The organism is Paenibacillus sp. TAF43_2, from assembly GCF_052113545.1.
Lineage (GTDB): Bacteria > Bacillota > Bacilli > Paenibacillales > Paenibacillaceae > Pristimantibacillus.
This window is the reverse complement of sequence record NZ_JBFRDK010000037.1, coordinates 16623-43334: the sequence shown is the minus strand read 5'-3', so window position 1 is coordinate 43334 and position 26712 is coordinate 16623. Positions and strand designations below refer to the sequence as shown.

At 43.2% G+C, this 26712-nt stretch carries 26 protein-coding genes and 1 riboswitch; of the genes, 22 read left to right on the top strand and 4 right to left on the bottom strand.

Annotated elements, in window-relative coordinates; all coding sequences use genetic code 11:
- The 7 genes from AB4Z17_RS10860 to AB4Z17_RS10830 all read left to right on the top strand — a co-directional run.
- A partial coding sequence (locus AB4Z17_RS10860; protein ID WP_441959746.1) for an asparagine synthase-related protein occupies window positions 1-1398 on the top strand: 1398 nt, incomplete at its 5' end.
- A 15-nt stretch (window positions 1399-1413) separates the two neighbouring features.
- Entirely contained in the window at window positions 1414-1554 is a 141-nt protein-coding gene (locus AB4Z17_RS10855; protein ID WP_441909005.1) for a paeninodin family lasso peptide, read from the top strand.
- A 90-nt stretch (window positions 1555-1644) separates the two neighbouring features.
- Entirely contained in the window at window positions 1645-2580 is a 936-nt protein-coding gene (locus AB4Z17_RS10850; RefSeq protein ID WP_441959744.1) for an aldolase, read from the top strand.
- On the top strand, window positions 2581-2907 hold the full coding sequence (locus AB4Z17_RS10845) for a lasso peptide biosynthesis PqqD family chaperone (RefSeq protein ID WP_441959743.1): 327 nt from the start codon (window positions 2581-2583) through the stop codon (window positions 2905-2907). It begins immediately after the preceding gene.
- A 15-nt stretch (window positions 2908-2922) separates the two neighbouring features.
- Window positions 2923-3378, top strand: coding sequence for a lasso peptide biosynthesis B2 protein (locus tag AB4Z17_RS10840; RefSeq protein ID WP_441909008.1), 456 nt, complete (start codon window positions 2923-2925; stop codon window positions 3376-3378).
- Between the two features lie 24 nt (window positions 3379-3402).
- Window positions 3403-5208 carry an ABC transporter ATP-binding protein gene (locus AB4Z17_RS10835; protein WP_441959742.1) on the top strand — a complete coding sequence of 602 codons (1806 nt, stop codon included), beginning with the start codon at window positions 3403-3405 and terminating at the stop codon, window positions 5206-5208.
- Window positions 5209-5317: 109 nt separating this feature from the next.
- A complete protein-coding gene (locus tag AB4Z17_RS10830) occupies window positions 5318-6082 on the top strand; it encodes a metallophosphoesterase (RefSeq protein ID WP_441959740.1) in 765 nt (254 codons plus the stop codon).
- A gap of 20 nt (window positions 6083-6102) precedes the next feature.
- Here AB4Z17_RS10830 and AB4Z17_RS10825 read toward each other — a convergent pair whose 3' ends face one another.
- Window positions 6103-6990 (bottom strand): helix-turn-helix domain-containing protein, encoded by an 888-nt coding sequence (locus tag AB4Z17_RS10825; RefSeq protein WP_441909011.1) that lies wholly within the window; start codon window positions 6988-6990, stop codon window positions 6103-6105.
- Window positions 6991-7115: 125 nt separating this feature from the next.
- Between AB4Z17_RS10825 and AB4Z17_RS10820 the strand changes: the two genes are divergently transcribed.
- Window positions 7116-7892, top strand: coding sequence for a phytanoyl-CoA dioxygenase family protein (locus tag AB4Z17_RS10820; protein WP_441878929.1), 777 nt, complete (start codon window positions 7116-7118; stop codon window positions 7890-7892).
- A gap of 309 nt (window positions 7893-8201) precedes the next feature.
- Entirely contained in the window at window positions 8202-9557 is a 1356-nt protein-coding gene (locus AB4Z17_RS10815) for a dicarboxylate/amino acid:cation symporter (RefSeq protein ID WP_076267838.1), read from the top strand.
- Window positions 9558-9728: 171 nt separating this feature from the next.
- Here AB4Z17_RS10815 and AB4Z17_RS10810 read toward each other — a convergent pair whose 3' ends face one another.
- Both AB4Z17_RS10810 and AB4Z17_RS10805 read right to left on the bottom strand, forming a co-directional pair.
- Window positions 9729-10007 carry a hypothetical protein gene (locus AB4Z17_RS10810; RefSeq protein WP_076267837.1) on the bottom strand — a complete coding sequence of 93 codons (279 nt, stop codon included), beginning with the start codon at window positions 10005-10007 and terminating at the stop codon, window positions 9729-9731.
- A gap of 50 nt (window positions 10008-10057) precedes the next feature.
- On the bottom strand, window positions 10058-10354 hold the full coding sequence (locus AB4Z17_RS10805) for a DUF3055 domain-containing protein (protein ID WP_179089790.1): 297 nt from the start codon (window positions 10352-10354) through the stop codon (window positions 10058-10060).
- A gap of 125 nt (window positions 10355-10479) precedes the next feature.
- Here AB4Z17_RS10805 and AB4Z17_RS10800 point away from each other — a divergent pair, with 125 nt between their 5' ends.
- From AB4Z17_RS10800 to AB4Z17_RS10765, 8 genes are all read left to right on the top strand, one after another.
- Window positions 10480-11166, top strand: a complete 687-nt coding sequence (locus AB4Z17_RS10800) for a GntR family transcriptional regulator (RefSeq protein ID WP_441959738.1) — start codon at window positions 10480-10482, stop codon at window positions 11164-11166.
- 156 nt (window positions 11167-11322) lie between these two features.
- Window positions 11323-12477, top strand: a complete 1155-nt coding sequence (locus AB4Z17_RS10795; protein WP_441959736.1) for a Gfo/Idh/MocA family protein — start codon at window positions 11323-11325, stop codon at window positions 12475-12477.
- A gap of 13 nt (window positions 12478-12490) precedes the next feature.
- Window positions 12491-12721 carry a hypothetical protein gene (locus tag AB4Z17_RS10790; protein WP_441959734.1) on the top strand — a complete coding sequence of 77 codons (231 nt, stop codon included), beginning with the start codon at window positions 12491-12493 and terminating at the stop codon, window positions 12719-12721.
- A 58-nt stretch (window positions 12722-12779) separates the two neighbouring features.
- Window positions 12780-14996 (top strand): helix-turn-helix domain-containing protein, encoded by a 2217-nt coding sequence (locus AB4Z17_RS10785; protein ID WP_441959747.1) that lies wholly within the window; start codon window positions 12780-12782, stop codon window positions 14994-14996.
- A 208-nt stretch (window positions 14997-15204) separates the two neighbouring features.
- Window positions 15205-16152 carry an ABC transporter permease gene (locus AB4Z17_RS10780; RefSeq protein ID WP_441959733.1) on the top strand — a complete coding sequence of 316 codons (948 nt, stop codon included), beginning with the start codon at window positions 15205-15207 and terminating at the stop codon, window positions 16150-16152.
- 10 nt (window positions 16153-16162) lie between these two features.
- On the top strand, window positions 16163-17035 hold the full coding sequence (locus tag AB4Z17_RS10775; protein ID WP_441959731.1) for a carbohydrate ABC transporter permease: 873 nt from the start codon (window positions 16163-16165) through the stop codon (window positions 17033-17035).
- A 124-nt stretch (window positions 17036-17159) separates the two neighbouring features.
- Window positions 17160-18746: an extracellular solute-binding protein gene (locus AB4Z17_RS10770; RefSeq protein WP_441909100.1), complete on the top strand. Its 1587-nt coding sequence runs from the start codon at window positions 17160-17162 to the stop codon at window positions 18744-18746.
- A gap of 531 nt (window positions 18747-19277) precedes the next feature.
- On the top strand, window positions 19278-20276 hold the full coding sequence (locus tag AB4Z17_RS10765) for an HRDC domain-containing protein (RefSeq protein WP_441959730.1): 999 nt from the start codon (window positions 19278-19280) through the stop codon (window positions 20274-20276).
- Window positions 20277-20318: 42 nt separating this feature from the next.
- Here AB4Z17_RS10765 and AB4Z17_RS10760 read toward each other — a convergent pair whose 3' ends face one another.
- Window positions 20319-21329: a zinc dependent phospholipase C family protein gene (locus AB4Z17_RS10760; protein WP_441959729.1), complete on the bottom strand. Its 1011-nt coding sequence runs from the start codon at window positions 21327-21329 to the stop codon at window positions 20319-20321.
- A 166-nt stretch (window positions 21330-21495) separates the two neighbouring features.
- Between AB4Z17_RS10760 and AB4Z17_RS10755 the strand changes: the two genes are divergently transcribed.
- The 5 genes from AB4Z17_RS10755 (at window position 21496) to AB4Z17_RS10735 (ending at window position 26652) form a co-directional block, all read left to right on the top strand.
- Entirely contained in the window at window positions 21496-21957 is a 462-nt protein-coding gene (locus AB4Z17_RS10755; RefSeq protein ID WP_054028542.1) for a chemotaxis protein CheX, read from the top strand.
- Window positions 21958-22034: 77 nt separating this feature from the next.
- Window positions 22035-22808, top strand: coding sequence for an SDR family NAD(P)-dependent oxidoreductase (locus AB4Z17_RS10750; protein WP_441959728.1), 774 nt, complete (start codon window positions 22035-22037; stop codon window positions 22806-22808).
- Between the two features lie 25 nt (window positions 22809-22833).
- Entirely contained in the window at window positions 22834-24252 is a 1419-nt protein-coding gene (locus tag AB4Z17_RS10745) for a DEAD/DEAH box helicase (protein WP_441959727.1), read from the top strand.
- Between the two features lie 109 nt (window positions 24253-24361).
- A complete protein-coding gene (locus tag AB4Z17_RS10740) occupies window positions 24362-25603 on the top strand; it encodes an S-layer homology domain-containing protein (protein WP_441959726.1) in 1242 nt (413 codons plus the stop codon).
- 196 nt (window positions 25604-25799) lie between these two features.
- A riboswitch (ZMP/ZTP riboswitch) is annotated at window positions 25800-25879 on the top strand.
- A 59-nt stretch (window positions 25880-25938) separates the two neighbouring features.
- Window positions 25939-26652 (top strand): IMP cyclohydrolase, encoded by a 714-nt coding sequence (locus tag AB4Z17_RS10735; RefSeq protein WP_441959725.1) that lies wholly within the window; start codon window positions 25939-25941, stop codon window positions 26650-26652.
- The last annotated feature ends 60 nt before the right edge of the window (window positions 26653-26712 follow it).

The window sequence follows — 26712 nt, the reverse complement described above, 5'->3', positions numbered from 1 at the left end:
GCACAGTACTTGGCCATTAGTACAGTCGTTGATGCTGTTGATATTACCCAAAGCGTGTATAAGGATATCTGGCAGCTGCCGCCTTCACATTACATAATCGTTGAAAACGGTCGATTGAAGGTAACGAAGTATTTTTCACTTACAGTAGGCAAGAAGCTTCGATTCAAAAAGGATGAGCAATATGTTGAAGCCTTCCAAAACGTATTTCAAGAGGCTGTAAATGCTAGACTTCGAACGCATCGACAGGTGGGGTCGCAGCTAAGCGGAGGTTTGGATTCAGGGGCGGTAGTCGGCTTTGCCGCAAAAACTCTTCGACCCTTAAACAAGCAGATACATACCTATAGCTATATACCTCCAAATGAGTTTGACGATTATACGGCACGTAATTTAATTGCTAATGAAACGCCGTATATAAACTCAACGGTTCAATATGTCGGGGGGATTTCACCGAATTACCTTGATTTTGCAGATAGAAGCTCTTATTCAGAAATTGATTCTTGTCTAGATGTACTTGAGATGCCTTATAAATATTTTGCGAATTCCTTCTGGATTAGAGGCATATTTGAGAAGGCTGCCAAGCAGGATGTAGGCGTACTGCTAACGGGTGCTCGCGGCAATCTGACGATCTCTTGGGGAGATGCATTAACAAACTATTTGCTGCTCTTTAAACAATTAAGATGGATTCGGCTGCAAAATGAGTTGAAAGCCTACAGTTACAATATGGGGACTGGACGTGCTCACCTGTTGTCGCTAATGACCAAACAGGCTATGCCTATGCTTAATAGAAATAAGGCTCAAGTCGAAAATCCTTATAAACCTATCATTAATCCAGCGTTTGCTAATAGGACAAAAGTATTTGAAGAGCTCAGAGAACATGGTATGGATGAATCGGGCTGGTTTTCTAGCGGAAACATTTACAAATTAAGAAAACAGCATTTTGAAGATCCGATGCACTGGGTCTCATCGAACACAGTAAGTTCGAAATTTTCGTTACCGTACGGCTTGTTGAGCCGCGATCCCACAAATGACATTAGAGTCATCCGTTTCTGCTTATCAGTGCCGGAGGAACAGTTTGTTTATAAAGGCTATGACCGGGCGCTTATACGCCGAGCAACAGCTAATATCCTGCCTGATAAAGTAAGGCTTAATCAGCATATACGCGGCGTGCAAGGAGCGGATTGGATTCATCGAATGCGACCTGAATGGCAGTCATTTATGAGGGAAGCAGAAGAGATGAGCAATGATTCAAAGATTTCAGAATTTATTGATGTCGGTGTTATTAAGACGGCGCTAGCCAGGTTCAAGGATGTGATCCAGCCAGAGCTGGCTGGGGAAGCTGGACTGCGTGACTTGATGTGGAGCGTAATCGTTTATCGGTTTCTAAAACAAAATTTTTGAGAGGAGGTGAAATGAATGACTTTAAAACAATGGGTTAAGCCTGAATTGGAAGTTCTTGAAGTAAGCATGACAGAATTGCATTTGCGTGACGGGTATTATACGGATGCTACATATCCTGCGAATACTCCTAAACCAGATATTTTTTGGAAAAGCTAATCTAGTAATAATAGCAACATATGAAAGCCCCTATACGGAAGTGGTATAAGGGCTTTCATTTTTAATTGAAACAATATTGGAGTGGATAGGGTGCTGAACACAGGTGTAAAAAGCAAAACAATCTATACTGCTTTTGGATTAGCTATATCCAGTGAAATTCCATTCCATGAGCTCATGTCTATTAATGAGGGTCTTGATTCAATAGAACCTGAACTTGAAATTGTAGTTGATCCCTACTTAAAGCATGGTTTCAGCACTGGCTCTGTAGAATTTATCGTTGATCATGGAACTGTAACGTTCCAGATGCCCGATGCAGGAGTATTTCGAGTAAGCAACGGAAACCAAATCATTGTCTCACCTTATGCGAGTGCATACGAAGATATCATTCGATTGTACATTCTTGGTACGTGTATGGGGATTGTGCTGATGCAAAGGTCGTTATATCCGCTGCATGGCAGCGCCGTAGTCGTTAATGGGAAAGCATATGCCTTTGTTGGTGAATCTGGAGCTGGTAAATCCACTCTTGCTTCTGCTTTCGCCGAGCGTGGTCATACACTGCTCACTGATGATATTGTAGCCCTTTCTTTCACAGAGTCGGAACATTATCCGCTTGTAACGCCTTCTTATCCGCAGCAAAAGTTGTGGCAGCAGAGCCTGGATGCTTTGGGAATCAATCATACGGATTTACGTTCTATATATGGCCGGGAGACGRAGTATTGCGTAGGTATGGAGGATAAATATTGTTCCGTTCCGATGCGGCTTGCAGGCATATTTGAACTAGAGAAGACTGAGGAAGATGGAATAAGTATTCAAAAGGCAAGTAAGCTTGCCAGTTTGCAATTGCTTTTTCAGCACACGTACAGACAATTTTTGATTCCAAAACTATCAAAGACGAATTGGCATTTCAGTTTTTCCTCGAAGCTCGGAGAGCGGCTGCCAATTTATAGACTTAAGCGCTCGTCTAATGAGTTCTCGGCACCACAACTTGTTGATCTAATATTAAAAACCATAGTTATGGAGGAATAAATGATGAAAGCAGATACGAAAAGCCATTCATCGGAACAACCGAGTCGATTAGCATTATTAGGAGCAAATATCGTTCGAGATAATGATAATATCGTTAGCGATATGGGCGAGGAAAAAGTGATTTTAAGCGTAAAGAATGGTAAGTATTACAATCTCGGCATTATGGGCAGTCAAATATGGGAGTTTATTCAAGAGCCTATTCTTGTTGAACAGCTAATTGAACAATTAACTGAGCAGTATGACGTTGAGCATAACGTTTGTGAAGAGCAAGTGCTTCCATTTTTGCTGCATTTGTCAGAAGAAAAATTAATTCACATCCGAGTATAAGGTCAAGGTGCACCTATGGGAATGATAAGTAAATGCAAAACGTTCCTATCCCTGGATCGGAAGACGTTATTCTTTTTTATAGAAGCTGCTTTTTATATGGGTTTGATTAGATTTCAGCTGTTGTATTTTCCTTTTTCAAAACTAGCACCAACATTAGGAAGCTCTATGAAAGAAACGGACTCTACCTACATATTAAATAATCATGCCATACTTTCGAGAGTAAACAACGCGATTGAAGTCATGGGCAGAAATACGTTTTGGGAGACAAAGTGTTTGGTTCGAGCGATTACCGCTATGAAAATGCTGGAAAGACGCCAAATTGAGAGCACCTTGTATTTAGGAACAGCGAAGGACGAGTCTGGAAAGCTGATTGCCCATGCTTGGCTGCGGAGCGGTTCCTTGTACGTTACAGGTGAAGAAGAGATGAGCCGATTTACCGTAACGGGTAAGTTCGCTAAGTTCATTCAATGAATAGGAATGGAAAGTGATGAGGCAATGAATCACATCATATATTTCACAAAAAAACTACATAGCTATGCGGGAAAGATGCTTTATTTCAACTTATTTGGAATGATGATCATTGGTTTGTTAGATGGCGCCGGAATGCTGTTATTAGTCCCGTTATTATCCGTTATCGGAATTATTGATTTCCAAATTCACTCCATACCTGGATTGGGATTTTTCGAATTTTTGCAAAATATGCCAAAGCTGCAAGCCTTAATGATCATCCTTTCAGTATATTTAACGTTAGTTATCGGTCAAAGTGTTGTCAGCCGTATGCTTAGCATTCGTGAAACACGAATTTTGACTGGTTATATTAACAGTGTAAGGTTAGAAATATATCGAACATTACTGCAGACACATTGGACCTTCTTTATACGAAAACGAAAAACGGATCTAATCGCCGCTTTAACGGATCAATTAGGGCGTGTGACTAATGGCGCTTACCTTGTTCTTCAATTTATGGCATCATTAATTTTTACGATGATTCAGATTGGAATTGCGTTTGTAATTTCAGTTAAGATGACCTTATTTGTCCTTGGCTTTGGGCTCATTGTCATTTTTCTATCTCGTCGATTCATTAAACAGTCACAGCAGCTTGGAAGTACGGCGATCGATCTTTATCAAGGTTATATGGCCGGTATCACGGATCACTTCAATGGGATGAAAGATATTAAAAGCAATTCACTGGAGATTTCGCGTTATCGCTGGATGCAGGACTGGACTCGAAAACAAGCGGATGAGCGAATTAGCAGCAGTAAAATAAGAAATAATTCTCAGCTTGTTTATAAACTGACCTCTTCACTTATGATTGCTGTATTTATTTTGTTCTCGGTAACGATGTTCCAGCAAGAAGGCGCTTATTTATTGCTAATTATCGCCATGTTTGCGCGACTGTGGCCGAGATTCACTGGCATTCAATCTAATGTAGAATTAATTGCTTCATCCATGCCTGCTTTCAAAACGTTAATGGATCTACAGGAAGAATGTTTGAAAGCGCAGGAAGTAGCAGATGTCATGTTATACGAAAAAGATAAGGATGAGAGCGTTAGACTCAAACACCAGCTCGAATGCCGCCATGTCTATTTTCGGTATGACGAGGAGCAGCTGGATTACACGCTGGAAGCTATTAATTTGAGCATCCCTGCTAATGGCATGACCGCCATTGTTGGACAGTCAGGTGCAGGGAAAAGCACTTTAATCGATCTAATGATGGGACTCATGAAGCCAGAACTTGGTCATGTGCTTATTGACGGCAAGACGCTTACAGATGAGGATCTGTTGTCGTTAAGAAGATCAATCAGTTATGTCCCGCAGGAGCCGTTTCTGTTCCATGGGACGATTAGAGATAACTTGATATTAATCGATCCGAATGCGACGGAAGATCAAATATGGGAAGCGATGGAGTTCTCTTCTGCAGCTGAATTTGTTCGCAAGCTTCCGGATGGCATCGATACGATTATTGGTGATCGTGGAATACGTTTATCAGGCGGGGAGCGTCAGAGACTCGTTTTGGCTAGAGCCATATTAAGAAAGCCATCTATCCTTATTTTGGATGAGGCTACAAGTGCACTAGACAGCTTGAACGAGACAAAAATTCAAGAAGCTATAGAGCGGCTTAAGGGAAAAATGACCGTTATCGTCGTTGCTCATCGCCTATCGACCATTCGGAATGCAGATCAGGTTATTGTGTTGGAAAATGGGAAAATCGTGCAAACCGGCCATTTCATCATGCTCGCTGAGGATAAAAAAGGACTGTTCAGCCGTTTGTTAGGCAACCAGCTGCAAGTAGCTTTATAGTCGTAACTTTACTATACTAATTAGAGTAGTAAAGTTCATGACAGGGACAGGCATTTACTCCTTGGGATAGATTAACTCAGAATTGGTTTCAATGATTAGGAGGACACATTTGGCTATTATACTAACGCTCGGAATAACCGTGCTTCTCTTGTACCTGCTCTTTATCTTCCCAACCCAGTGGTTGAAAATCGAAAAAATTACACATCCCATTGGCATTAACAAACGCATATTGCAAATTAGCGATTTGCATGTAGACAGGCTGCGCATAAGCGCAAAGCGAATTCAGCATGTCATTGCCTCCGTGCAGCCTGACTACATTTTTCTGACCGGCGATTATACGTATAAAGAACACTATTTGACGCGGGTAGGCTATTACCTTAAAGCTATTGCAGACAGCGGAATACCTGTCTATGCAGTGCTCGGAAACCATGATTATGAGCTTCCTCGTTTAAAGAAATTGCTCGATCTATTTGGCGTTTATGGCATTCAGGTGCTGCGTAACGAGAATGTTATGCTCGATGATTTTCAGCTTGTCGGAATTGACGATGACTGCTCTCATCATAGCCGAATCTTACCTTCATTTAGAGGTATTGATGATAGCAAGCCTGTCGTCATTATGACGCATGATCCTAATGTCGTTCTAAAAATTAATCGCCCTTTTCAATATTTAATGGCCGGTCATCTGCATGGGAAGCAGCTGAACGTGCCGTTCTTTTTTGCATTAAAGCCAAAGGGCCCGTTGTCCGTGAAAGGAATCTACAAAGGCCTTCATCATAATAAAGATGGCTCCTTTTACATTTCCAAAGGCATCGGTCAAGCAGGCGTTAACGCAAGGTTTATGGTCAGAAGCGAGATTACGATTCATGACCTATAATCAATGAACCAGAGATGCATCTAGTCATCATCGGTATTTCTGCGGCTGGCCTCGCGAAAGGCAGCTGGAGGAATGCCTTTGGCTTCGGCAAACGTTCGGGAGAAATAATGTACGGATGAGAAGCCGCAGCGCTCAGCGATGGTTTTAATCGGCGTTGCTGTTTGTGATAGCAGCTGCTCCGCCACGCGGACTCGCTCATGTCTAACAAGCATGGAGAACGATTCATGAACGCTTTGCGAAAAAAGTCTAGATAGATGGCGCTCCGACACATTAATGTAGCGGGCAACCTCCGATAAGCTCAAATTAGCGCCTAAATTATCGCGTATGTACAGCTTTGCGCGGCTAATGAGGATAGCTGCATTGGAAGCGGGCAAAATGATTTCTGTACTTTTGTTCCTCCCGCCTACAATTGTAGGAAACGTTAGGATCAAGGCATGTGCCAGCTGATTCAGCAAGGCGATTGGCACAGCGAACATTTCTTCGCTTGGAATGAGCAGCGATTTCCAAATTTGAGCTGTTGGAGAATGCTGCTGGTTTTCCATCCAAATCGGGCCGCTGTTTAAAGACTGATTGTAATATTCGAATTCATCCGGCTTAGAAAGCTTCTCATCGAGCTCGTAGGCAACATATAATAAATCCAATTGATCTACATCTCTAATTTGATGACGGATATTTGGCCGCGAGCAAAAAAGCACGCCTTCATGCAGAGGATAAGCCGTTCCGCCCTCCTCATAAATTCCCGTACCTCCAGCCACGTAACAAACCTCAAAAAAAGAATGCTTATGAACAGCATTTGCAACTAGCTTTGGTACCGCTCCCCAATAATAAACATGGATGGTCAAGCTCTCACCTTGCAGCAATCTTGCATATCGATTTAAGCGTTCTTCGCTTTTTGACCAAACGTACATATGAACGATCAGCTCCTATGGCGTAATAATGCAAAATTATGTCGTTAACAGGTAAATACGATTGCACTATATCCTATCTATAATTAAACCATATTCACATTAATTATACGATAAGGGGAATGAACATGATTACTAATGAAGATGTGCAATTTTATAAAGAAAATGGTTACTTGCTTGTTAGAGGCGTGTTTAACAATGAGGAAGTAGTAGAGATGAGAGCGGCTGTTGAGCGGGTTATTCAACGAGCGGCGCTTGCTCAGGCAGATCATAACCACGCATGGCAAGGAGATTTTCTCCCGCCAGAGCAGCTTAAGAAGCTCGTTCTAAAAGGCTTCCATGATGTGCATTATCATGATGCCTCCTTTACTAAGGCAGTCATTCATCCGAATATGGTATCCGTACTGAATGGAATCATCGGTCCCAATGTACAGCTTCATCACTCCAAAATGCTTGTGAAGCCGCCTGCGAATGGAGCAGCATTTCCTATGCATCAGGATTATCCGTATTTCCCTCATAACGACCATTCGATGCTTGCTGCAAGCGTTCATCTTGATGATGCCGATTCAGAAAATGGCTGCTTAGCGGTTATCCCTGGTTCTCATTTGGAAGGACCGCTGAATCATGTGGGAAGACATTATCTCAACCATAAGGAATATCCAATTTCATCTGGTACGCTTTGCCCGGCGAAAGCAGGGGATGTGCTGTTCTTCAACTATTTGACGATTCATGGATCGGATGTTAACCGCAGTGACAGAACGAGAAGAAACGTTTTGTTCCAATATCGTGATGCAGCCGACAAGCCTTCTGTAAATACTCATTTTGATTGGGGCATGGGCCTTATGGTTAGCGGAGAAAATCTTGATTTCAACAATGTTAAACCAAAATTTGAAATTACGGAGTAACTTATTATACTGAAGTTACGCCACAAAGAGACGTATACAACCAGATTCAAAAGGTTGTTGTACGTCTCTTTTTTGTGCGAAGCAATACTTGAAAGAGCCCTATATATTTATAGTATCGAAACTCAAAAAAACTAAACGAATATTTCTCTGGAAACTGTGGGAAAATCATATTGACATAAGTTTGAGAACGATGATATATTTGTTTCTGCAAAGTAGAGTATTCTTATCGGAATTAAAATGAATATGATTTTAAGAGTTAATTTTTGCTATTAATCATAATGTGTGGACAGAAAGGATGATTGTTGTATTATGGAAAATAATTTATTGACAGCGATTGAAACAAACTGGATCAGTTTAGTTGTATCAGCAATAATACTTGGCGGTCTTTATTTTATGGCCAAAAAACGTGTAAGCTTCGGAACGAGGGTATTGGTCGCACTTGGCCTTGGCCTTGTGGCAGGAATCATTTTTAACAACTTTAAACTAGATACTGAGGGCGTAGGTACGATTGGCTCCATCTACATTAATTTAATTAAGATGATCGTTATTCCGCTCGTATTTGTTCTCGTTATTAACAGTATTATCTCGATTACGAATCTTGAGTTTCTACGCAAGCTTAGCGTTAAGACAATCAGTTGGTTTCTTGCAACGACAGGTGTAGCCGCAATTATCGGACTTCTAGTAGCATCTGCTATTAATCCGGGTGCAGGCTTTGAGCTTAAAACACCTGAAAATTTTGAAGCGCGTGAAGTTCCAAGCTTTTTCAAAGTGATATTGGATCAAGTGCCGTCGAATCCGATTAACGATGCTGCAGAGGGTAAAGTAGTGCCTATTCTTATTTTCGCACTATTCATTGCTATCGCAATCGTTAAGGTAGGAGCAAAAAATCCAGATTCTGTTCAACCGTTCAAAGCGTTCATTCAATCGGCAACCGTAATTATGCACCAGGTTGTTAAGTTCGTTCTTCGCTTTACACCGTATGGTGTGTATGCCTTGATTGCAGTTATGGCTGCTAGATATGGTTGGGAAACACTCGAACCGCTTGCTATGTTAATTCTTGTAACTTATATCGCATTGCTCTTGCATTTTGTATTTGTCTTTGGCGGCCTTGTATCTTTTGTCGCTAAGGTTAATCCTTTGAAGTTTTTCAAAAAAGCATATCCTACGGTAGCCGTAGCGTTCACAACACGCAGCAGCTTTGCAACGCTTCCGGTCAATCTTGAAGTTATTACGAAGCGCCTTCGCATTTCACCAAAAATCGCGAGCTTTGTAGCACCGCTTGGCGCTACAATGAACTTTAACGGCTGCGGCGGGGTTTGGCCGGCTGTTGTAGCGGTATTCATCTCACAAGTTTACGGTGTATCGCTTACTGCAACAGATTATGTGCTTATCGTACTTGTTAGCGTAATCTCATCAATCGGTGTAGCGGGCGTACCAGGTCCAGCTTCCATTTCGACAACAGTTGTATTGACAGCAGTTGGACTACCGCTAGAAGGTATTGCACTCGTTGTTGCTGTTGAATCTTTAATTGATATGGGTCGTACGGCTGTTAATGCTACGGGTACTACGGTTACTGCATTGCTTGTAGCAGATTCCGAAGGCGAATTCGATCGTGAAGCATTCAACCGCGGTGACGAAGATGACCTAGAGCTTAATCCTGCATAAATCAACCTATAAATAAGCTTGGAAAAAAGCCCTTGGAAACACGTGATATGACGTGTTATCCAAGGGCTTTGTTTAAATATAAGAAAGTATATAATTTTCTCATACTTATCTTATATTTCACCGTCAAAACTACTTCAGCGTCTAAGGACGCCTAAGGCGTTTTTGCTTGGTTTAAGGTTCATCATGTACTTCAGGAAAATCATGGTCGTATTCATCTTCACCCGGATAGTCACGAGGCAATCCTGCATGAAGCGCTCGATTCTCATAAGCGAAGCGATTGGATGGTCGCTGATCCACTCTCCAAGGCGTACTTTTTCCTAGCGATTCCATCAGCAGATCAGAGCCATACGGTCCATCCGGAAACTCCTCCGGAATGAGATCGTTGCGCTGCGATTCTACTGTTGATACATCTGTATAGGGCTGGCGATTTTCAGGAACAAATCGATCCATCAGCAGACTCCTCTCAAATGGTATTAGTTTACCATTTCAGTGTACCCTGATTAATCGGTAAAATGCACCGTTCCAACAACAAAGTATAAGAATTGAGCGAGCTCAGCCGCTTCTTCTTCTGTCAGCTTAAACGTATGTTCAAGATAACCTTCCTCTTCAAGGTCATCAGGACCGATAATCGCTGTTTTGCCAAATTGAAGGTCAGTAATTAGTTTTTTGCCGTAAAAACGGCTAGTGGAAGTAATAGCAAGGTCGAATCGCTTCAAGCTAGGTCCAATAAAAGTGACGTATCTTGTTGACGTTTCTTCCGTGGAATCGGACATAAAATCAAAATCAGGCAACAGCATAAAGTATAGCCTCCAATTCATTAATACAATCATTATACAATATTATGTTCTGCTTTGGCTTATTGCAGTTTATACAAGCTATGGTACATTAGTAATAGCAGTGCCATCAGGAGGGATACAATGATATGAACTACAATTCCGAATCGACGCGTGATGCAAAAGGATCTATTCGTGACTATGTATATGATAAGCTGAAATCAGATATATTGGATTTGAAACTGGAGCCGGGCCGTTTTATTTCAGAAAAAGATATAATTGAAATGCTGAAGGTTAGCAGAACACCCATTAGAGAGGCATTCGTTAAGCTTTCGCAAGAGGGGCTTATTGAAACGATACCCCAGCGAGGTTCATTTATTTCTCTCATTGATCTGGATATGGTGGAAGAGTCACGCTTCGTGCGGGAAACGCTGGAAAGTACGATCGTCAGGCTGGCATGCGAGCAGCTTAAAGCTGAACAAGTGCTGCAGCTGCTAAATTTGATTGCCCTGCAAGAGCTCTGTATCGAAGAAAAAAACTATAAGCGATTGTTTGAGCTCGACGACGAGTTTCACAAAACGATTATTATTGGATGTGGGAAGCTCCGCACATGGAAGCTGCTTCAGGAGCTTAGCGCCCATTACCAGAGGGTGAGGATGCTGCGCCTTGCTGCAAACGATGATTGGCATATCATTTTGAGCCAGCACCGTGCAATCGTAGCGGCAATTAAGGACAAGGACACAGATGCAGCGGAAAAAGTGATGCATGAGCATTTGAATCGATTTCAACTGGAGAAGGATGAGCTGAAAGAGAAACATCCCGCGTATTTTAAGTAATCATGTACAACGAAACGGCAGGCAGCCTCATAGGAGGTGTCGGCTGTTTTTTTGATTTTGCTGTATATATTCATATAAAAAAGCATATGCACTTGTCTGAATTAATTGTATACTAGTATTATCAGTTAAGAAAAATGACTAAGGAGATGGAATTATATGATTCGTGTTGCGATTATTGGAACCGGCTCTATATCGTCTGCTCATATCGAAGCTTATCTGGCACTTGGGAACCGCTGCAGTATTGTTGCTTTATACGATATTCATGATGCAAGCGCGCAGGACAAAAAAAAGAAGTATCAATTGAATTGTGAAATTGTAAACGATTACAATAATTTGCTGTCGCGTGATGATATCGATTTGGTTTCGATTTGCACACCGCCCTATACACACGCTGATTTTTCCGTAGACTTCCTGCAAGCAGGAAAACATGTCATTGTCGAGAAGCCAATGGCATCTTCGTTGGCTGAATGCGATAGAATGAACGAAGCCGCGGTAGCATCAGGAAAAATTCTTTCTGTCATAAGCCAGAATCGATTTGGCGATGCGGTCATGAAACTTAAGAGCGTGCTTGATTCTGGGCTTGCAGGACGAATCGTGCATGCGCAGGTTGATTCCTTTTGGTGGCGAGGGTATACATATTACGATTTGTGGTGGCGCGGAACTTGGGAGAAGGAAGGCGGAGGCTGCACGCTAAATCATGCTGTTCATCATATCGATATGTTCCAATGGATGATGGGTATGCCGGATAAAGTGACGGCCATTATGGCTAATACTTCCCATGATAATGCAGAAGTTGAGGATTTGTCGGTAGCGATTTTGTCCTATCCGCGTGCGATTGCTCAAATCACAAGCTCCGTCGTTCATCACGGACAAGAGCAAAAGCTTATTTTCCAAGGTGAGAAAGCGCGAGTATCGATGCCATGGCAGGTAACCGCTTCATCTGCACAGGAGAACGGTTTTCCTATAGAAAACCCGGAATTGGAGCGGCAAATTGCAGCTGTTGCAGATGGTACAGCTTCCTTAACCTATGTAGGGCACAAAGGTCAGCTGGATAATGTTATAACCGCGATTGAAAACGGCAGCAGTGAAGTACTCGTAACGGGAGTGGAAGGAAGAAAAACGCTTGAGCTTATTACTGCTATTTATCAAGCTTCCAGCACAGGGACAACTGTTGAGCTGCCTATTCGACCAGACAGCCCTTTTTATACACGGGAAGGGATTATGGCATCAGCGACCCACTTCTATGAGAAGAAAAACTCCGTTGCAGCGTTCAGCAGCAATCAAATTACGGTAAGCGGAGAAAGCAAATAGGAGGGGATCCGATATGACGTTCGACGAATCGCTGCAGCTTTCCATTCATGCAGGTACTCCGCTCCCAGCCGTTGTTCGAGTAGAAATGGAAGAAACGACGTTTAAGCGGCTTTTGGAATGGTCTGGAAATTGTAACCTATACGCACTTCATGGACGAAGGCATAATCAACAACTGCACGGAGGAGGCCGCGTATTCGCGGTTTCTTTCCTTTGCAGGAAGAGGTTGGCTAGAAGCAGAAACTAGAAACATCTTTCTAATTGTAAGCGCTTCATAAATGGACGGGAGGTTGGTTCATTTGAAGATGAACTGGTATTACCGGATGATGCTGTCGTATACACCGATATTTTTCTTTGTTATTTCATCAGTTATCTTTTTGTTTTTTTCAACGTTAAATAATTCGTCTGAGAAAAAGTATTTGGAAACGAATCAAGCGATCGTGGAGCAGACGATGCAAAATGTGGACGCGAGCTTGCAACTGATTGAGCGCAATGTTGTTAGGGAAATGCAGACGGACAAAACGCTGCAAGCTTTTTTTAATGAAAAGCCCAAGTCATTGTATGATTACTTCGTAATTCAAAAAAAGTTAGTTGAAATATCCTCATCTTTGCCGTTCGTTAATTCCATTTATATTTACAGTGATCATACTGGAAAAGTATTATCCGAAGCAGGGATGGTCAAGCTCGAGGCGTTTAAGGACAAACCTTTTTTCGATTCGCATCAATCAAGATCGGCTGCAATGGGCTGGACGAGCCCAAGAGAGTATAGTGAATCTATCCTTGACGATTCCACTCGCAAGGTTGTTTCACTGGTAAAGGCTTACCCATTCGCGTCTGATAAGCAGGGAGCGGTGGTCGTCAATCTTAATGTAAGCTCCATCATCGATTTTATGAATCAATTCAATGGATACGGCGGCACGATTCAACTTCTAGATTGGGAGAAGAAGCCGTTTGAGTCCACTCTGCCTTCTGCCAAGGAAGGCGGTATTTATGCCAGCTCCCCATACACCGGTTGGCAATTCTATGCAGGCAGCGTGCATGCCAACGAATTTTCCGCCCTCTCTTTGTTTTCCAACATTTGGTTTATTATCGTATTTATCATCATCATACTTGCCTTAGTATGGTTTACCTTTATTACGCATGTCTCTTACAAGCCGATCCAGACCATCATGGGTAAAATCGACGGATATGCGGCTCGCAAAAGCCAAGAGCTTGGCATTAAGATGCCCCGAAACGAGTTCAAATTCATCGAAACCGCCATTGATCATTTATTAAAAAAATCAATTGATTATGAGCATCTGCATAAAGAGGATTTGCTGCTCCGTCAACGGAACCTCCTTCAGGAGCTGCTTGTTGGACGATCCATGCTGACCGATCAGGAATGGAAAAAGCAGGCATCGGCACTAGGCTTGCCGCATTCCTATGAATGGCTTGGCGTCATTGCTATAGAAATTGACCATTTTGCCGCATTTACCCATAAATATAAAGCCAGTGATCAAAGCCTGCTGAAATTCCTTATTGAGTCCGCTTTTCGAGAGCTTATGCAGCAGAAGGAATTGCAGATCCAACACGTATGGACAGAGCCTCAGCGAATGGCTTTTGTTGTCCTTCTACAGCAAAGCTCAGAGTCTATTCAAGATAGGCTGGTACAGGTATGCGAGGATTTCCGCAAGTGGATGAACGAGCATTTGGAGTTAACCGTATCTTGCGGAATTGGGGACTTCGTCCATTCGATTCATGATATTGCTGCCGCTTACCGCAGCGCTGCTGAGAATGTATCCTACAAAGCTGTTTTTGGGACAAACAGCGTAATTGACAACCGGTTAAGATGTACAAAACAAACAGGTGAGACACTCCTTTGCTTTCAATCCATATTGGAGCTGTCACGCTCTTGCCGGATGGACGACGGGCAGTGGGAGATTAAGCTGGGCCGAATTTTTCTTAAGTTGAAAGGAATGTTAATCTCTCGCGCGGATATTGAAGCGTTCATTCATAATCTAATCCGCCAGCTAGAGAAAGATATGGAAGCATTGCCAAGTGATATCGAGACGATATGGAGCAGCGAATACCGAAGCAGGTTCAGGCAAATCGCCGAGCATGCTGAAACGATCGACGAGCTTGAGATTCAGCTTGCGGCTGTTTTGACTGAACTTGCGGGCGATAGGGATAAGAAAAGGCTGAATGGCAAAAATCATACGATCGCCCTCCAAACGAAGGAATACATCGACCAGCATTACACTGATCCGAGCTTGTCTCTCGTTCAAGTCAGCGAGAAGCTTGGTTTAAGCGCGAGAAGCGTTAGTCATTTGTTTAAAGAGGAGCATGGTGAAAATTTTATCGATTATTTGCTTAAGGTAAGATTCGCACATGCGAAAAACATGCTGCTTGAAACAGATGAGCCTATCCAATGGATTGCAGAACAGGTGGGCTATACACACGTCATTTCCTTCCACCGCGCTTTCAAAAAATTGTTTAATCTACCGCCAGGTGAATATCGAACCATTTATCGGTTAAACGAATGAATGGCAACAAATCTGCCGAATTAATCGGCAGATTTTCTTTTTACTTCCGTAAAGGTTAATCGTCGGAAAATGGTAAAGTCCGCGTGAATAGCGGGATTTCCGATTATGCTAAGCCTCTGATTCTTGTTAATATCCGATTTCTTAATCGCGTGTTACATTTGGAACCAAGCCGAAATATTTGCTTCCAATAAGAGTCAGGAGGTCATCCATGCAGATTGCAACGGAACGTCAGAGGAAGGTCAAAACCGTGCCGCGCGTTCGTATGAAAGCGCTGTACAGGGATTGGCAGTTATACCTGCTGCTGATTCTGCCCTTGGCGTATTTTATTATTTTTAAGTACACACCAATGCTGGGCGTCGTCATTGCATTTAAGGACTACAACATGTTTCAAGGCATTTTAGCAAGCCCCTGGGTCGGTTTCGAAACGTTCCGGGAAGTATTTCAGATGGATGGTTTTTACAATGCGCTCCGCAACACCTTTCTACTCAATTTCTTGGATCTTGTCGTAAGTTTTCCGATTCCAATCGCACTAGCGATACTGTTAAATGAGCTTCGTATAAAATGGTTCAAAAAAGGCGTACAGACGATTCTTTATTTGCCTCATTTTATATCATGGGTCATCATCGGCGGGATGGCCATTCAGCTGCTGGCGACCAATAACGGTATTGTCAACAATCTGCTGAAGTCGTTAGGAATGAAGGTCATTCCTTTCCTTACGGAGCCTGTTTACTGGGTGCTTACATATTTAGGCATAGGTATTTGGCAGAGTGCCGGGTGGGGAACGATCATTTATCTCGCTGCTTTAACGGGAATTAACAAGGATCTTTACGAAGCTGCAGATGTAGATGGTGCAAGCCGAATGCGTAAAATCTGGCACATCACGCTGCCGGGCATCAAGCCGACAATTATCATTCTACTCATTATTAATATTGGACATATGGCCAGCATTGGATTTGATAGACCGTTTGTACTTAGCAATCCTCTCGTCACCGATGTGTCTGAGGTTATAAGCACGTATGTATACAAAATCGGAATTCAGTCCGCACGGTATACAATAGCAACGGCTATCGGTCTGTTCCAAGCGGTTGTAGGTCTTATTTTCCTGCTGTCGGCCGATTATATTTCCAGAAAAGTTAACGATCAAGGCATTTGGTAGGAGGGCAGATATGAGAGCGTATGGAAATGACAAAATCGTAGATGCAATGATCATGGTCGTAATCATAACGGCGGGGCTCTTCTGCCTGCTGCCGCTGCTTCATATTTTTGCCTTATCTTTAAGCGCCAACGGGCCGATTTTATCAGGAAAAGTTACGATACTCCCCGTAGAAATCGATTTTTCTGCTTACAAGGCTGTTTTCGGCAATGCAGCGATGATCCATTCCTTGCTTTTTACAATTGGACTAGTTGTTTTGTTCACGGCTATAGCGATGCTGATGACCATTATGGCAGCCTATCCCTTGACGAAGCCTAACCTAAAGGGAAGAAACTTTTTTCTTCTCCTTATCGTCCTGACGATGTTTTTCAGCGGAGGCATGATACCGGAATATTTGCTCGTAAAAAATTTGCATTTGCTTGATTCGATCTGGGCGCTCATTTTGCCGGGGATGGTTAATGCCTTTTATTTGCTCATCATAAAGACCTTTTTCTCCTCCATTCCAGTAGAGCTGGAAGAGTCGGCGCGGATGGACGGAGCCAACCATTTTAAAATATTGTGGCATGTCGTCCTGCCGCTGTCGCTTCCGGTCATGGCCACGCTTAGCTTGTTTTACGCAGTGGGAAGGTGGAACGGATTTATGGATGCCTTATTGTACATTACCAAATCGGAGCTTTATCCACTTCAATTGAAGCTGTACGAAATGGTCATCAACAGCCAGGTTAACGATATGGCGATAGCAGAGGGACTTAATGCCTCGGTACCGATACCGGAAAGCCTTAAAGCTGCCTCGATCATGTTCGCAACCATTCCCATTTTGCTMGTATACCCGGCGCTTCAGCGTTACTTTATTTCGGGTATGATGATCGGTGCCGTCAAAGGCTGATAGTCACTCCCGGACAGGCTGGAGCCGAAAGCTCCCGTTTCATGGAGTTGCTATAGATTTAAAAAATGATTAAAGGGAGTTGAATGCGTTGAGGAGAGCAAGGCGTAAATTCACGATAATCTTTATGGCAGTGCTGTTGATCACATCCATGCTGTCTGCGTGCAGCAGCGGAAACGGAAATAAGGAGCCTGTCAAAGAAAAGGAAGCTGCAAGCAATAAACCGAGCAATTCAGGCTCTGAAGCAACCGAGAAGCCGAAGGGAGATCCAATTAAGCTTCGAATCGAGCTGTTTGACCGAAACAATACACCGGCAGGCGCTCCGAAAATTACCGACAACGATATGACAAAATACATTCAGAAAAATTTTGGTGAACCGAATAATATTACTGTCGAATTCGTTACGGTTCCTCGCTCAGAGGAGGTAGACAAGCTGAACGTGCTTATGGCTGCGAATCAGGCTCCTGACATCGTATTTACTTATGATCAGCCGACGGTACAGCAATACGTAAAAAACGGCGGTCTGACAGATCTTGGTCCGCTGCTGGATGCGCATGGACAAAAGTTGAAGGAAGTATTGGGTGAGGAGCTGCTCAGCTACGGTGTATTCGATGGCAAGCAGTATACGATTCCTGCTAAGCGCGTTCTTCAGCCTCAGAGCTCGACTTTTATCCGGCAGGATTGGTTGGATGAGCTCGGGTTGCCGCTGCCGAAAACAACGGAGCAGTTCTATGAGACGATGAAGGCTTTTAAAGAGAAAAAGCCTGGCAAATCCGGTGATAAAGCGATTCCGTATGGTCAGATCGACTATTTCCATATGCATCCGATTCAATATTCGTTCTGGGAATGGGACAAAATCACAGATGAGGATCTCTATGCATCAGCGGAGTGGCTCATTCCGGGCAATAAGGAAGCGTACCGCTTCTTGAATAAGATGTACAACGAGGGACTTATGGATCCGGATTTTCCGCTCCATATGGGCAAGGATACGCAGCAGTTTCAGAAGAACCTGCTGAACGGGTATATTGGTTCAGCAACAACAAATACCAACGAGCCGGTTTATATGGGCTATTATGCCGAGCTGCAAAAGAATGATCCGAATGCAAAGCTGGCGTTAATCGACCCGTTCACAAGCGCGGACGGCAAGACACCAAAGCCTATTTATTCGCCTAATGGCATATACATCATGGTACCAAAAGCAAGTAAAAATGCTGAAGCGGCCATTAAATATTTGAATTGGATGGCTGAAACGGACAATATAATTGCCCTTCAGAACGGTACGGAAGGCGTAACTTATGAGATGAAGGATGGCGTGCCAATCACGCTTGATAACGATCAGGCGAAGCAGACTTTATATAACTATTTTGATTACTGTATCATTCTTAACGGAAAATATGTCAGTACAACTGATGAGCTGCTGAACATTACGGCAAATGCGTCCGATCCGAATTTCAAGGATTTTACGGTGGAAAGCATCGCGACTGGATCGAAGGATGGAATCATTAAACCTCGTGTGGTGACGCCGATTCAAGCGGAGATCAAGTACGCTACAACGCTGAAGGAAAAGGACGACGAAATATTTGTTAAAGTGTTAACCGCGAAACCAGCGGATTTTGACAAGGTTTACGATAAGGAAGTAGCGGATTATATGAAAATTGGCGGCAAGGAAGTAATGGAAGAGAAGCGAGCAGCGTTTAAAGCTGAGAATCCGTAAGGAGAAAAAAGAACGGCTACCCTCCATTAAGGAGTGGTGGCCGTTCTTTTTCAATTACGATGAGAAAAAACGCTATACAGCTGGCATATAAATTTTAAAGCTGCCGCTAAGCGCAAGCATGGCAAACAGATAGAGGCAGTTGTCGTAATAGCGTCGGTCGCCTGTATTACTCCCCTTATATTAAATTTTCACTGCATGGAAATGTCTGAGAAATTGACTTCACCAAAACTTTACCTTGTATCGTTCAGAGTTCCTACCCTATAAAGTTTATAGAGTACTGTAATTATTAAAGGTTTGGTCTTATGAAGGAAGTTTGAGAGCATGATTTTGCAGCAACAAAATGCTTGTAATAAAGAAATCAATATGATAGCATGAAAGCAATCGAATCATTAAACGTGAGGAAGCACCTCCTTTGCCGCAGGCAGAGGAGGTGCTTTTTGTTGTTTTCCGACATTCTCCCTAATTGTTCGGACGCTTTCCTTGCCTTCAACCGATTCGCGACCACATCTATTTATTGGAGGAATGAGAAACATGCAAATCGTATTTTTGAACACGTTCGAGAAGCTTGGAGAAGGCCAGCGCATTGATAGCGCGCAGCTATCTATCTGTGAGAAACAAGGCATTTGGGCAGTGCTGTGGGTGGAGCTGAATGAGGAGAGCGAAGATCCGATCACTTGGTTTGAAGGAACGTCATGGGAGGAAATGATTGTGGCATTCCGTCATGGCATTGCAAGGGTCATGGGGGAAGGGTACGCGCCTATTATCGATGGCATGCTGGACGATCGCCGTTCTACAACTGGCAGCTTCGTAACTATGCTTCAATGCTATGGCGAGCTTCATGCCAATCAAGAACTTTTTCAGAAGCTTCGTGAATGGCGGCGTACGAAAGCAATTGCTGAGAAGCGTTCGGCTTATCTTGTCGCTACTAATCGCATGTTGTGGATGATCAGCGCCTTTGTTCCGAAGACGGCAGATGAATTAGCACAAATTCCCGGTTGGGGAAGCGCCAAGCATGCATCCTATGGATTAGAAGTGCTGGAGATTACAAGTGAGGCTGACCGTGAAACGGAGTTTCCGCTGCAATGGGTAAGTGACAAATTAGATTCAATCGCCTATACGCAGTGGCTTTATAAACAAAAGGAAACAAAATATAAATCTCAGATGGATCGCCAGCAGGCAAAAAAACATATTTTGACGGCGGTACAGCAGGGTGGATCGCTTGAACAGCTTGGTGTGGAGCTAGAGCTGTCAAGGCGCGAATTAATGGATCGAATCGAGCAATTAGAACAAGAGGGTTACGATATGGAATCACTGATTACGCGGGAGCTCGTTGAGATGCCAGATGATGAGCAGCAGCTGGTATGGGATGCTCTCTCGCTGGTCGGCGATAAATATTTGAAGCCGGTATTGCAGCAAGTATATGGCACTTTGGAAGCTTCGCAATTGAATAAGCCTGTTGATGTCCTTTATGAGCGCTTGAGGCTCATAAGGCTGCGTTTTAGAAGAAGCCTGACAAGTAAGGCTGTATAGTTTTTTTAGAAAAAGAAAGATAGGAGAAGGCTCCTTCATTACTCAAGGAGCCTTCATAATTCCGATTTGGTCAGTCCAAACCGTGTCTGCAAAACGGATTGTAGTATTAAAGTCGCAATGAAGTCCAGTTTCATAGGAACGATTGTCTATAAGGGCGATGGCATCTTCTCGCAGGAGACGTACATGATAACGCTCCTCTTTTGTAAACTGCGGCTGCTCATAGGCTCTTAGCCAAATGAGGATAGCGCTTACAACCTCGGCCGCATCATCTAACGCTTGATTCCATAGCTGCCAAACGCTCTCATTGTGATAGGTGGCGCCGTCCACAGGATCAAGCCAAGGCTGCTCCTCTACATTTAATACGTCAAAGGGCATAACCCCTCTTTTATAAGTAAAAGGCTCGATTTGCCCAAATGTTAGTATTTTTCGCATGCCTGTCGGATCATGAAATAAACGCTGCGCGGCAGTGAAATCACGATTCGCTTGGTTCCAATCCTCACGTTTAATGAGCGGGGCCAGCTCTTCATAATAAAGGGCAGCTATCGACTCGAAAGCGTCCACTACGGTTGTTGGAAATGCTCCCTTCGTATCGATATGCTTCCAGACTGGAGTTTTCCACGTTTCAATTCCCCAAAGCTCACGCGCTATTATCGTATCCATCATAATTTCAAAACGTTGATGATCCCATTTGCGAAAGCCTGATTTGCTAAATACATAAGGATGAAGATTACGATCAAGAATGTGATGCAATACGAATCCTAGCGTGTATAGGATAGAAGAATCAGGACGTTTAGGGCAGGCGGGTCTGCCGACGACACTATCCAGCATTTCGACAAGTACCGGTCCGCAATTGCGGTTATGCATTTCCGTTCCTAAACGATTTAAGGCTATGCTGCGCTGCCAAGGGAAAAAACGATGATAGAACAAAAAGTCAGGTCCTTGGCATCCCATGTTAAATATATTTTTTTTCTCATCTGATTCAATTAGTGCGCATTCGCTAAGCCGCTCGAATACAAGTTGTCCAAAAATGAAGTGAGCCCATACGTTAGGCATAGAAGAGGACCTCCATTCCTATCAATATTCTACAGATTTCGTTTTAAAATATAGTTCTAAAGATACATATATTTTATTTATAGTATACTTGTCCTAGTGAATTAAGTATAATATAAATTAAACAAGACAAAGCGCGAATTTTGTCGAAAAGGAGCGTATCTTCATTATGAAGGCAGAGTACATTAACCCGTTTCTTGAATCTGCAAAAATCGTGATTGAGCAAGTCGTTCAAATACGTCCAGCGACTGGAGAACTAGGTCTCAAGGATATCAAGTTTGTAGAGAACTATATTTGGATTCAAATTGGGCTCAACGGACAGATGAACGGTGACATTGTATTCGGGCTTAGCGAAGAGGTAGCTATGAAAATGGTTTCTGCGATGATGGGCGGATACGTAATTTCTGAAATCGACGAAATCGTGAAGAGTGCTATTTCTGAGCTTGGCAATATGATTAGCGGAAATGCGAGTACGATGCTGTTTAATCAAGGGGTGAGAGTAGATATTACACCGCCGAAGGTTATCCAGTCTGCTCAATCAGCTGGCTTCACCGCACAAAAAGCGTTGACGATTCCACTGATAATGGAAGGCATTGGAGAACTCGACATCCAAGTTTTAATCGCATCTTAGCATAGAAATGGCTCCTTAGGGAGCTTTTTTTGCGTCTGCAATACCAATCAAGTAAAATTGTAAATGGGTGATGATGGATGTTAAGAGGCAAAGTGATTTTCATCTCCGGTGCATCAAGCGGAATCGGAGCGTTAATGGCTAGAATGCTGGCTGAGCGGGGGGCGATCCCAGTTTTGACTGGACGCAACATCTCGAAGCTAAAGGAGATTTCCGCTGCAATAAAGGGGAAAAGCTCGTTCTATCAGATGGACGTGACCGATAATGAACAGGTGAAGCGAACAGTAGAAGCTGTCATTGCGGAATATGGTAAAATAGATGTATTGCTGAACAACGCTGGCTACGGCAAATTCGAGAATTTTATGAGCATGAATGTGGAAAGCTTTGAGCAAATGATGGACACGAACTACCTAGGCATCGTACGCTGCACGAAGGCAGTTGTTCCTCATATGGTAAAGCAAGGAAGCGGACATATTGTAAACATAGCATCTTTAGCAGGCAAAATAGGCACTGCCAAATCAACCAGCTATACAGCCACAAAGCATGCTGTGCTTGGCTTTACTAATGCGCTTCGCATGGAGCTTCGGGAGCAGGGAATTCAGGTATCTGCGGTTAATCCAGGTCCAATAGATACGCCTTTTTTCTCGCTGGCTGATCCTTCCGGCTCTTACGTTAAAAATGTCAATTGGTTTATGATGAAGCCAGAATATGTAGTCAAAAAAATCATTCGTTTAATCGAGCGGAGAAAAGCCGAGCTTGACCTGCCGAAAACCGCAGCTTTTGGTATTAAACTATATCAAATGCTGCCGCGAACCATTGATCGGCTATTCGGCGGTATGTTAAATCGAAAATAAAGGTTTAAATGAGAGAGGATTAAAAATGAGTAAGCACACATGGTATGAAATAGGAATTAATGAACTGCTGTCGGATAAGCTCACAGCAAATGGAATTATTGAACCAACCGATGTACAGGCAAATACGATTCCAATACTGCTTGGAGGAAGCGACGTTTCAGCGAGGTCGCAGACGGGCACAGGTAAAACGCTTGCGTATTTGTTGCCGCTTCTTCAGAAGCTTAATTCGCATTCAAGCGCGATTCAAGCGATTATTTTGGCTCCAACACAGGAGCTTGCGATGCAAATTGTTCGTGTAGYAGAAGTGTACGCGGAGCCGCTGAACATTCGCGTTCAGCAATTGATTGGCGGAGCTGCATTAAAGCGGCAGGTAGAGAAATTGAAGCTGCGCCCGCAGCTGGTTATTGGTACACCAGGGCGAATTCACGAATTGCTTAAGCTGCGCAAGCTCAAGCTGAATGATGTGAAAAATGTTGTAGTTGATGAAGCGGATCAAGTATTTCAGCTCGGCTCGACAAAAGAGGTCGAGATCATTTTGCATAGTGTCGGTAAAGAACACCAAATTGCTTTTTTCTCCGCGACATATCCAGATCAAATGGCTCGTTTTGAAGGACGCTGGATGAAAAACCCGGAACGCATTCAGGTTACGCCGGAGCATACCGTATCACAAACGATCGATAATTACTTTATCGTTAGCGATAAGCGTGATAAAACCGATACGGCAAGAAGACTTGTTCGCTTGCTGAACCCGGCCTCTGCGCTGCTTTTCCTAAATGATACCGACAACATTTCCAACTGGGAATCGAAACTAAGCTATGAAGGCTTTACTGTTGAGGCTTTGTATGGGGATGCGGATAAACAGCGCCGTGCAGCAACATTGACACGTTTTCGCGAGGGTCGCTGCCAGCTGCTGCTAGCGACGGATGTTGCGGCTAGAGGCCTTGATATTGAAGGTCTGCCGCTCGTCATTCAGCTTGATCCTGCATCGGATGCGGATCACTATGTGCATCGTGCAGGACGCACGGGCCGTATGGGACGTCCTGGTACAGTCGTTTCCATTGTTACGCCGCAGGAGCTGTTTATTATGGAGAAATTCCGCAAGCAGCTGGGCATCGAATTGACAGAACGGACAATGTTCAGAGGAAAGCTTCTTAGCGAGGAAGAGCTGCGAGAAGCAACAAAACCGTTTGCGGCTCGTCATGAAGCAAAGCTTGCAGATCGCTCAGAAGCGTTGCAAACGAAGCGAGCTGCAGAGAATAAAAGTGCAGCTGCTGCTCCGAAACAAACGAAGCTTGTAGAGACGAAAGCAGTAACTGCTCCGCCGAAACCAAAGCCAGCAGCGAAGCCTGCTCCTAAGAAAGTGGAGCGAAAGCGCGAAGGTAAAAACAAAGGTGCTCCTAAGTGGCTGAAAGCTAAACGCGAGGCCGATAAGGAACAATCATAAAAATTTATTTTGAAAGCCACCCTCTTAAATCGATCTGCCTCTCCCGAAACGTATGGGCGAAGGTAAAAAATGCGGCAAAACCCGCAATCGAAAAAGGAGTGTGGCTTTCTTGATAAAACAAACAATGTGGAAAAAGACAGCAATTTCTTCGCTTGCGCTGCTGATGCTTGCAGGCGGTGCAACGTCAGCTTTTGCAGATGGCGGTAAAGGCAAAGGGCATGATGGCGATCGTAATGATGATAAAGGCCGTCATGAGGACAAGGATGACAAGTATGACAAGGACGATAAACATAAAGTAACATGGCAATTCCAAGATGAGGACGATCTGAAGTGGGCTATGGAATACATTATGCGGTTAGCGTCAAAGGGCGTATTTACTGGCTACGAGGATGGTACATTTAAGCCTAATCAGAAAATCAACCGTATTGAAACGTTGACTGCTGCTGTCAGATTGATGGGTCTTCGCTCACAAGCGGAATCAGCAGATAAAATGAAAACGGATTTGCAATTTAATGACGGGGATAAAATCGCAAAAAAATACCCTTGGGCTGTTGGTTACGTTGCAGTAGCGCTGGAGAACGATCTATTCTCTGAGACTGAATCGGAAGTGAAACCGGAAGCAAACGCGACAAGGCTATGGTCTACGATTCTTCTCGTAAAAGCGCTTAAACTGGAAGACGAAGCGAAGGCGCTCAATAATACAAAGCTTGACTTTAAGGATGCAAAAGAGATCCCTGCTGGATCAGTAGGTTATGTAGCTCTTGCTTTGAAGAAAGGCATTATTACCGGCTACAATGATAAGAATGGAAAAACGTTCCGTCCTAATCAACCAGTAACCCGTGCAGAGCTGGCAGCGCTTCTCGATCGTACAGATACGGAAATGCCTAATCATGATGCACAAGCCATTATAGGCAAGCTAAAAGCAGCTCCTGCTGATGGCAAGCTGACGGTTGTTAAAGGAGATAACACGGAGGTTTCACTAGCATTAGATTCGAATGTGTTTATTTTCAGAGATGATAAAAAATCGCCAGTGAGCTCACTCCGAGCAGGTGATGAGGTACTCGTTCGTACGTATCTCAATCGTATCGTATTTATTGAAGTAACGAAGTCGGCTCCTGTTAGTACAGCTTTCTCGGAGAACGGAATTATTAATACATTAACGTTCAACAATCAGGCGAAATTGACGACGGTTTCTCTCATTACTCGATATGAAAACTCACAGGCAGTTGTCACTACATTCAGCATTGATCCAAGCGTAGTCATTACAGGTGACTCCTCGCAGCTGAAGGCTGGTCAATATGTACAAGTAAAAGGCGACAATGGCACAGTTAAATCAATTGAAGTGAAATAAGGTTTAAATAAGAGAAGGGCTGTCCTGAAAGTAGGTTTTTCTACTTTTGGAACAGCCCTTTTTCCATTGTTCAGCAATCAAAATAATAGCTTGCGAATCCAGCAGCGCTTAGTTTTCTGCATAATAAGCACGAAACAGTTCGTTAGAAATAGAGCTTGATTTCAATTGCGATATCGAACTATAATAAATGTAAATTTCAGGTAGGTGCAACTGGCGTAAACGTGGATGACCACGAGGGAGCACCTATTTCATATGTCGTGCGCCTGGGCAAAGTATTTGATCGATGATCAAATGCTTTTTTTATTTTCAGATAAAATAAAAAGGTTGAGGTGAGTATGTTGCAGTCCTATGAAGATCAGTTATTTAATAATCCGTATCCTGGTAGAACAATAATCGTGGGGATGAGCCCGTCAGGAAAACATTTTGTTCAAGYGTATTGGATAATGGGCAGAAGCGCGAACAGTCGCAACCGAATCTTTGAGCGCAATGAGCAGTTTGTAAGAAACATAGCATATGATGCGGCAAAAATGGAAGACCCTTCATTGATTATTTATGATCCGATAAAGAGTATGAATGGGATGCATATCATTTCCAATGGAGATCAGACTGAAACCATCTATGAAGCTTATGGCAAAAGTGCAACGTTTGAAGATGCATTAAAAAGCAGAAAGTTTGAACCGGATGCTCCCCATTATACACCGCGTATTTCCGGTATTATTGATACTGAATCAGCTTTGTACAGCTTGTCCATTTTGAAAACAAGGCAAAACGATCCGTCATTTTGCATCCGTCATTTCTTTCATTACGACTCTTTTACAAAAGGGATAGGTCATTGCATTCACACTTATAAAGGTGAAGAAAATGGTATTTTGAGATCTTTTGAAGGTGAACCGCTGGAGGTTCCTTTATTTGATTCAATGGATGAAACGGCTCAATTTTACTGGAGCAGCATAAACGCAGATCATAAAATTTCATTGCTTGTGAAGTTTATTCATACCGATGATCGTAAGGTGGAATTTAAAATAATAAATAAAAATCAGACGTTTTAGTGTCTCTATAATTAATTCCGACAAAAACGATGGGAAAAATTTAAATAATCGTTGACAGGG